Consider the following 8,486-nt stretch of genomic DNA (forward strand, 5'->3'; position numbering starts at 1 on the left):
TTAAATTTGTTTGTTAATTAATTGAAAAATTGCTTCGTCTTGATAGTGGTTATCGAGCAAAATCCAATCTTTTTTAATTCCTATTTTCTCAAAACCAAATTTAGTAAAAAGTGCTATACTAGCTACATTTCCTACATTAATATTTGCATAAAGCTGATGCAAATTTAAATTATGAAAAGAATATTTAATCAGCAACTCTAATGCCTCAGAACCAATATTTTGATTTCTATTCTCTATACTCTTAATCACAATTCCAATCCCCGCTCTATTATTTTTTGGATCAAACTCAAATAAATCGATTAATCCAATAGCTGGGAAATGTTGGTCTTGGCAAATTGCCAGACGCAATTGTTTTGCTTCATAAATATCTTGTTGAGCATTTTCGAGATATTGCCGAATCAAATATCGGCTATATGGCGTATTTGTATTGCTGACCTCCCAAATGTTTTGATCATTTTCCATTTCATACACGAACTCTAAATCATTAGGTTCTAATGCACGCAAGTAAATATTTTCGCCTTTGAGTGTAATCATGTACGATTTTAGATTTTAAATTTCTATCGTTCCTTTAAAAACAAATTTTGCAGGCCCAGTCAAGAAAACGTTAGAAAAGTGTTCTCCTAATTTATCAAATGAAACAACTAGTTTTCCTCCTTCTACATTTAAATTAATTGAAGTTTTGTCTGTTTGACCAATTGCGTTCATTGCGATAGCAACAGCAGTTGCTCCTGTACCACAAGCCAGTGTTTCATCTTCAACACCTCTTTCATATGTACGTAGTGAAAAAGTATCGTCATCAATCTTTTTAACGAAATTGACATTGCTTCCTTTTTCTCCATATAATGCTCCGTAACGAATTGCAGCTCCATTTTCTTTCACATTATATTCTTTTAAATTTTCAACTATTTGAACATGATGCGGAGAACCTGTATTTAAAAAAGTATGCGAATCGTGTTTTTTAACTTCGTCAACATCAATCATTTGCAATGAAACAATAGCGTCATTTCCTACTGAAGCATGATGTAAACCATCTGTCGCAATAAAAGTGGCTTTATCATTAATAACACCTAATTGATTAGCAAAAGCAACAAGACAACGTCCGCCGTTACCGCACATTGAACTTTCATTTCCGTCAGAGTTATAATAAACCATTCTGAAATCAGTTTCAGAATCATTTTCAAGCAAAATAAGTCCATCAGCTCCAATTCCAAATCGTCTGTCACATAAACGTTCAATTAATTGAATATCTTCTTTCGGAAAAAAATTAGAACGATTATCTATCATCACGAAATCGTTCCCAGTACCTTGATATTTATAAAATTCTATTTGCATTTTTTAGTAGTTAAGAAATGCAAAAGTACGAAGAAACTGCGAAGATTAATTAATGAAATGTTAATCATTGTTAAAGAGCGTTAAACCATTTTACCAAATAATTTTTTGGTATAATTTTACGTTATAAATGTTAAAAACAAACACCTAAAATAACTTAAAAACATAAACATTAATTATGAAAAAGTTTTCAACCTTATTTTTAGTTTCACTACTAAGCGGTGCTACTACCCTTGGTGCTTACAAGTTATTATTTGATGGCAGTAATTCTTTTTTTGGAAGAGAAAATTCTATTGTTACTCAAGCCCCAAATTCATTTGGCAGAAATGTTGCATTATCAGCAGAAACTGTTGATTTTACTGCTGCAGCCGATAAAACGATCCATACTGTTGTTCACGTAAAAAATGTTTCGCGACGAACAGTCAGCAATCCTATGATGGAATTTTTCTATGGTTACGGAGGTCAGCAACAACAAGAACAAGTTGGTACCGGATCTGGAGTAATTATTTCTGAAGACGGATATATCGTGACGAATAATCACGTAATTAAAGACGCTACAGAAATTGAAATTACTTTAAACAATAAAAAGTCATACAAAGCAAAGTTAATCGGTACCGATTCTAAAATGGATATCGCTCTTTTGAAAATTAACGCCGATGAAAAACTGCCTTATACGGCTTTTGCTAATTCCGATTCTGTAAAAGTCGGCGAATGGGTTTTGGCTGTTGGAAATCCTTATAATTTGACTTCAACTGTTACAGCTGGAATTGTTTCGGCGAAAGCCAGAAATTTAGACCAAAGTGGAATTCAGTCTTTCATTCAAACCGATGCTGCAGTAAATCCTGGAAATAGCGGTGGAGCACTAGTAAATGCACGAGGCGAATTAATTGGGATCAATACTATGATTTCATCAATGACAGGTTCTTATGTAGGTTACTCTTTCGCAGTTCCTTCTAATATTGCTAGAAAAATTATTGAAGATATAATGGAATATGGGAATGTTCAAAGAGGAATTCTTGGCGTTGAAGGTGGAGAACTTAACAGCACCGCTTCTAAAGAATTAGGTGTTACAGAAACTCAAGGATTTTATATCAATCGAGTTTCTAAAAATTCTGGAGCCGAAAAAGCCGGACTTACTAAAGGCGACATTATTGTAAAATTAGATGATCAAAACATAGCAACTTATGCAGATCTTTCAGGATACATCAATACAAAAAGACCAAATGACGTTGTAAAAGTTACTTATATTAAAGATGGAAAAACAAAAACTGTTCCGGTAACATTGAGTAAAAATGAATTTTATAGTGCCGAATTTAAAGGAATCGAATTAGAAAATATTGACGTTGCCGATAAAAAGAGATTCAGAATTGATTATGGTGTTAAAATCAAAAACATAACAAATGAAAATTTAATGCAGTACCAAAATGAATTACAAGGAAATATTATTCTGAGTATTGATAATGTAAAGGCAACAAATGTTGAGACTGTTTCGAAACTTTTAAGCAAAAAAGATGAAGGCCAAAGTGTCCGAATTGAAATGATAAACAGAAACGGAGAAATTTTCAGAATTATTATTTAAGTCGCAGATATCAGTCTCAGTCATCAGTAAAAAAAACTGTAAACTGAAACTGTCTCTGAAAACTCAAAAATGCCATCTTAAGAAATTTAAGGTGGCTTTTTTATTTTCAAAAATAAATGCTAAAATAGTTTACGAAATCGATTGAAATAGATACTTTTGCGCCAAATTTTAAAATAGTGAGCATTTTATTTTTTCAATTTAGTCAATTATGAGCAAAAAATCCTTGTACCAAAAAGAGGTATCATTACAAGTCGACCGAAGAAGAGCTGGTGTCGAATTAATCAAAGTTATAAGTGATTTATGGTATGACAAATCCATCGAAATGGTTTTATTTAAAAACCAATTATTAGATAAAAATGTCAGCGATATAATCAATCTGCACCAATATGCAGGTGAATTTGTTGGCAAACCGATTACCATTTTTGATTCGGTTGAAATCGCAAAAGTAGTTTTGTCGTTAGACTTGCCTCCTGCAAAAATAGATTTGGGAAAATTAACTTATGAATATCGTTTAGAAGATGAGAAATATCCAGATGCAAGATACTTTGTTATGGATAAATTAAAACACGCAAAATCTTCTAAAGAGGTTCAGCCAAAAGACGTTGTTTTATACGGCTTCGGAAGAATTGGACGTTTATTGGCAAGAGAATTAATGTCTAAAACCGGAAAAGGAAATCAATTGCGTTTGAGAGCAATTGTAACTCGTGATAAAAATGATGCGTCAAGTTTAGAGAAACGAGCTTCTCTTCTGCGTTATGATTCAATTCACGGAGATTTCCAAGGATCAGTAACTGCAGATCCTAAAAATAACGCTTTAATTATCAACGGAACAACTGTTCATATTATATCAGCAAATACGCCAGAAGAAATTGATTATACCACATATGGAATCAATGATGCCCTAGTAATTGATAATACTGGAGCATTTAGCACAGAAGAAGCCCTAAAAAGACATTTAACATCAAACGGAGCAAGCAAAGTTTTACTTACTGCCCCAGGAAAAGGCGTTCCGAATATTGTACACGGTGTAAATCATAATGATTTTAACCCTGATGAAATCAATATTTTTTCTGCTGCATCTTGTACTACAAATGCCATAACACCAGTTTTAAAGGTAATTGAAGATACTCTTGGAGTTGTAAAAGGGCATTTAGAAACCATTCATGCTTACACAAACGACCAAAATCTGGTTGATAATATGCATAGAAAATACCGTCGTGGAAGAGCTGCTGCATTAAATATGGTAATAACTGAAACAGGTGCCGGAAGTGCTGTTGCAAAAGCTTTACCATCATTGGAAGGAAAACTGACTTCCAATGCTATTCGGGTTCCGGTTCCAAATGGATCTCTTGTTGTTTTAAATCTAGAAGTTAAAAAAGCAACGTCGATTTTGGCCATTAACAAAATCATGAAAAAATACGCTCTTGAAGGCGAGCTTGTCGAACAAATAAAATATTCTTTGAATAATGAATTAGTATCATCTGATATTGTGGGAACTTCTGCACCTTCAATTTATGACAGCAATGCTACAATTGTTTCAAAAGATGGAAAAAACATAGTACTTTATATTTGGTACGATAATGAATATGGCTACAGCCATCAGGTAATTCGTCTTGCAAAATATATTGCAAAAGTGAGACGCTTTACTTACTATTAATATAAAACCAAAACCAACTATTTCTAAAATCCATCAAGTTTTCTTGGTGGATTTTTCTTTTCTTAAATTGGAAGTACAGTCGTGCTTTTAACTTCTGAAATAACAAAAACAGTATTTATTAAAGAGACTTCAGGTAAAGTAGACAATTTTTTTTGATGAAAATGATGATAACTTTCCATGTCAGGTATTATAATTTTGAGCATATAATCAAAATTCCCGGAAACATAATTACATTCAACAACTTCTGGCATTTCTAAAATAGCTTGATTAAATCCTTCAGAAGTATCATAAGTCTGTTTGGTTAAAGTAACTTGACAATAAACTGTAAGATTGTTACCTAATTTTTTTTTGTTTAAAATAGAAACATATTTCTCTATAACACCCTCTTTTTCAAGACGTTTTACACGATCATGAACAGGAGTGAGAGACAAATTTATTTTGTTTGCTATGTCTTTTAATGTATAATGTGCATTTTCCTGTAAAAGACGTAAGATTTTTTTGTCAATATCATCTAAAACCATAACGAAAACGTTTTCTTCAATTAATATAATTTAGTCTTTTTTTCTCTTTTCGGAAGCTTAAAAGCTCTAAAACAGAAAATATTTCTGTAAAAATATAAAATAAAATAATATTTTCTTATTTATAAGACAATATTCAATAATATATTCTCTACGAGTAACTTTGTAAAACAAATTCAAGAAAACAAAAAAATATAACAATATGATAATAGGTGTTCCAAAAGAAATCAAAAACAATGAGAATCGTGTAGCATTAACTCCAGCTGGTGTTTCTGAAATGAAAAAACATGGACATGTTGTTTATGTACAATCAACTGCAGGTTTAGGAAGTGGATTTGCTGATGAAGAATATACAAATGCTGGTGCAGTAGTTTTAGGAACTATTGAAGAAGTTTACGCAATTGCAGAAATGATTATTAAAGTAAAAGAGCCAATTGCTTCTGAATATCCTTTAATCAAAAAGGATCAATTACTTTTCACTTATTTTCACTTTGCTTCATCAGAGGAATTAACTCATGCAATGCTTGAAAAAGGTGCAGTTTGTTTAGCTTACGAAACTGTAGAAAAAACAGACCGCAGTTTACCATTATTAGTTCCAATGTCTGAAGTTGCAGGTCGTATGGCTATTCAGCAAGGAGCTAAATACCTAGAAAAACCATTAAAAGGAAGAGGAATTCTTTTAGGTGGTGTTCCAGGTGTTCCACCAGCAAAAGTATTAGTTTTAGGTGGAGGTATTGTTGGAACTCAAGCAGCTAAAATGGCGGCAGGTTTAGGAGCTCAAGTTACTATCATGGATTTAAGTTTGCCACGTTTACGTCAATTAGACGATATTATGCCAGCAAATGTAAATACAGAGATGTCTAATCATTATAATATCACAAGAGCAATTAAAGATGCTGATTTAGTTGTTGGAGCTGTTTTAATTCCAGGAGCAAAAGCGCCTCACTTAATTACTCGTGACATGCTTAAATTAATGCGTCCAGGAGCAGTTGTAGTTGACGTTGCGGTTGATCAAGGTGGTTGTATCGAAACTTGCACTCCAACAACGCACGAAAACCCAACTTTTATTATTGATGATATTGTTCACTACTGTGTAGCTAATATGCCAGGAGCTGTTCCTTACACTTCTACTTTAGCTTTAACTAATGCAACTTTACCATATGCAGTACAATTAGCAAATAAAGGATGGGAAAAAGCATGTGCCGAAAACGAAGAATTAAGAAAAGGATTAAACGTAGCTAATGGAAAAATCCTTTACAAAGGAGTTGCTGAAGCTTGGAATCTTCCTTATAATGAAGAATTAGTGTTAGCAAACGCATAGTGCTAACATTAAAATAAGTGCTTACTAAACACTATTTAAAAGGCTTTTCTTAATTGAAAAGCCTTTTTTTATGCAAAAATAAAAGCCAGTCAATTGACTGGCTTTTATTTATTCTGAATTATTTTTTAGTATTCAAAACTTCTTTTTTCTCATCTAAAACTTCCTGCATTACTTTTGCTTCAGTTCCATTAGGGAAAGCAACTTTGATTTTTTGTGCAACAGTTGGAGCAATTTCCGTAATCGCTTTTTTATCATATGATTCACCTTTTTTAATATGCCACCCGAAAAATATAGCAGGCACATGAGTATCATAACTATAAGGCGTTCCATGTGAAGTACCTGTTGGTGAATATTCTATATTACCCGGTTTATCAATTACAACCATATCACCATCTTGTGTTACATCGTAACCTTTTGCAACAAAATTTAAGTAATAATCATTTCCTGCGTTAGCTAAAATTTCTTCTTCTGTATATACTTTTTTAACTTGTGGCTGTGAAATCAAAAATTCTTTAAAAGCTTGTTTTACTTTTGTCAATTCTAAACCTTTATCTTTAATTATTTGCTTATTGAAATAAATATTAAAGTTGGAATAATTCAGTAATAAGTCGACTCCATAAGTTTTAATTGAAAAATCCTGAAGACTTTTACGCACATCTTTTGACGGATAATTGTCTACATTATATTTACGATCTTTCAAATAAATCACATTCTCAGCTCCAGCATGATCTGCAGTTAAAAATAAAAGATAATTTCCTTTACCAACAGTTTTGTCTAAATAAGCTAAAAAGTCAGCAATAGTTTGATCTAATCTCAAATAAGTATCTTGAAGTTCCATTGAGCGTGGTCCAAGTAAATGCCCAACATAATCCGTAGAAGAAAAACTTACAGTTAAGAAATCTGTAATATCGTCCTTACCAAGATTCTCCTTTTCAATAGCTTTTTTTGCAAATTCAGCTAATAAATCATTACCAAATGGAGTTGATCTAATAACTCCCGCATCATTCTTCTCATACATTGTTTTTAAATCATATGGAAAAACCGGTGCAGCACTTCCGTACAATTTACCTTCATACGGATTATTATCAGGAAGACTTTCATTATAAACCGAAGTTGGTTTATACAAATCCCAACCTTTATTGATATATTTCAAATAATTTTTTTCGTTATTAAATTCCGTTACCCAGTCTGGCAATTTTTCTCCATAAAAAGTACTCGAGATAAAAGAACCAGTCTTACTGTACCAAAAAGCCCAATTAGCAAAATGACCAGCAGGCAAAATTGCACCACGATCTTTAAGGCTCATTCCAATAACTTTTCCTTGGAAATTAGTTGCCATTCTAACTTCATCTGTAATGGTAGTACTCTGAAGATTTTTCGGAGACATTGCACCTTCTTCGACAGTTCCATCGCCAACCGTTTTTACTCCTACATCATCAGTACAATATGTTTCTTTGCCTAAAGTTCTACTAAACCACTCATTACCGACTATGCCATGAGTTGCTGGCGTTGTACCCGTGTAAATTGAAGCGTGGCCTGGTGCAGTATAAGTTGGCATATAATTATAATGCATATTCTGAAAAGTGAATCCTTCATTCATTAATCTCTTGAAACCATTTTGTGTAAAATCATCTGAAAAACGATATAAATATTCCATTTTCATCTGATCTACAACAATACCAACAACCAACTTAGGGCGCTGTTGAGCATTTAAATTTGCAATAACAAACAATGTCAACAATACAATAGTTTTTTTCATACTTAAATTATAATATTTATAACAAAAATAAGTATTCACATTTAAAAAGGCTAGCTCAGGCTAATTTAAAACCTAAAATTGACTTTAATTTAACAGAATTTCATCACTAGATAAAAACACTATATTATTAATTGAATTTAAAATGCAACGTAAAAAATATTTTGGGCGTTTCCCTCTGGGCCGTGCTGTCCGCTGTATCTTTTGCGGGAGTAGTTTCAGGGAAATAGAGCAGCTGCCGGTTTCCCGCAAAAGGATGCCGCTCCCATCACTAACGCGCTTCGGGGTAAATGATAAGTTTCAGTTCCAGAAGATTTCTCCAAAGT

8 protein-coding genes are annotated in these 8,486 nt (G+C 32.7%); 4 read left to right on the top strand and 4 right to left on the bottom strand.

What is annotated here, in order from left to right; genetic code table 11:
- Both GQ47_RS10550 and dapF read right to left on the bottom strand, forming a co-directional pair.
- Window positions 1–534 carry a GNAT family N-acetyltransferase gene (locus GQ47_RS10550; RefSeq protein WP_035648032.1) on the bottom strand — a complete coding sequence of 178 codons (534 nt, stop codon included), beginning with the start codon at window positions 532–534 and terminating at the stop codon, window positions 1–3.
- 15 nt (window positions 535–549) lie between these two features.
- On the bottom strand, window positions 550–1,332 hold the full coding sequence (gene dapF, locus GQ47_RS10555; RefSeq protein WP_035648033.1) for a diaminopimelate epimerase: 783 nt from the start codon (window positions 1,330–1,332) through the stop codon (window positions 550–552).
- A 175-nt stretch (window positions 1,333–1,507) separates the two neighbouring features.
- Between dapF and GQ47_RS10560 the strand changes: the two genes are divergently transcribed.
- Window positions 1,508–2,908, top strand: a complete 1,401-nt coding sequence (locus tag GQ47_RS10560; protein ID WP_035648035.1) for a trypsin-like peptidase domain-containing protein — start codon at window positions 1,508–1,510, stop codon at window positions 2,906–2,908.
- Window positions 2,909–3,116: 208 nt separating this feature from the next.
- Window positions 3,117–4,565 carry a glyceraldehyde-3-phosphate dehydrogenase gene (locus GQ47_RS10565; RefSeq protein WP_035648037.1) on the top strand — a complete coding sequence of 483 codons (1,449 nt, stop codon included), beginning with the start codon at window positions 3,117–3,119 and terminating at the stop codon, window positions 4,563–4,565.
- A gap of 62 nt (window positions 4,566–4,627) precedes the next feature.
- Here GQ47_RS10565 and GQ47_RS10570 read toward each other — a convergent pair whose 3' ends face one another.
- A complete protein-coding gene (locus tag GQ47_RS10570) occupies window positions 4,628–5,086 on the bottom strand; it encodes an Lrp/AsnC family transcriptional regulator (RefSeq protein WP_035648038.1) in 459 nt (152 codons plus the stop codon).
- A 199-nt stretch (window positions 5,087–5,285) separates the two neighbouring features.
- Between GQ47_RS10570 and ald the strand changes: the two genes are divergently transcribed.
- On the top strand, window positions 5,286–6,404 hold the full coding sequence (ald, locus tag GQ47_RS10575; protein WP_035648040.1) for an alanine dehydrogenase: 1,119 nt from the start codon (window positions 5,286–5,288) through the stop codon (window positions 6,402–6,404).
- Between the two features lie 118 nt (window positions 6,405–6,522).
- On the opposite strand, the gene pafA is transcribed toward ald, so the two are convergent.
- Complete coding sequence (gene pafA / locus GQ47_RS10580; RefSeq protein WP_035648042.1) at window positions 6,523–8,163, bottom strand: alkaline phosphatase PafA; 1,641 nt, start codon at window positions 8,161–8,163, stop codon at window positions 6,523–6,525.
- 142 nt (window positions 8,164–8,305) lie between these two features.
- Here pafA and GQ47_RS23765 point away from each other — a divergent pair.
- Window positions 8,306–8,486 (top strand): hypothetical protein (locus GQ47_RS23765; protein ID WP_238567972.1); only part of this gene is annotated, 181 nt, incomplete at its 3' end.

Source organism: Flavobacterium sp. ASV13 (genome assembly GCF_000745775.1).
GTDB lineage: Bacteria > Bacteroidota > Bacteroidia > Flavobacteriales > Flavobacteriaceae > Flavobacterium.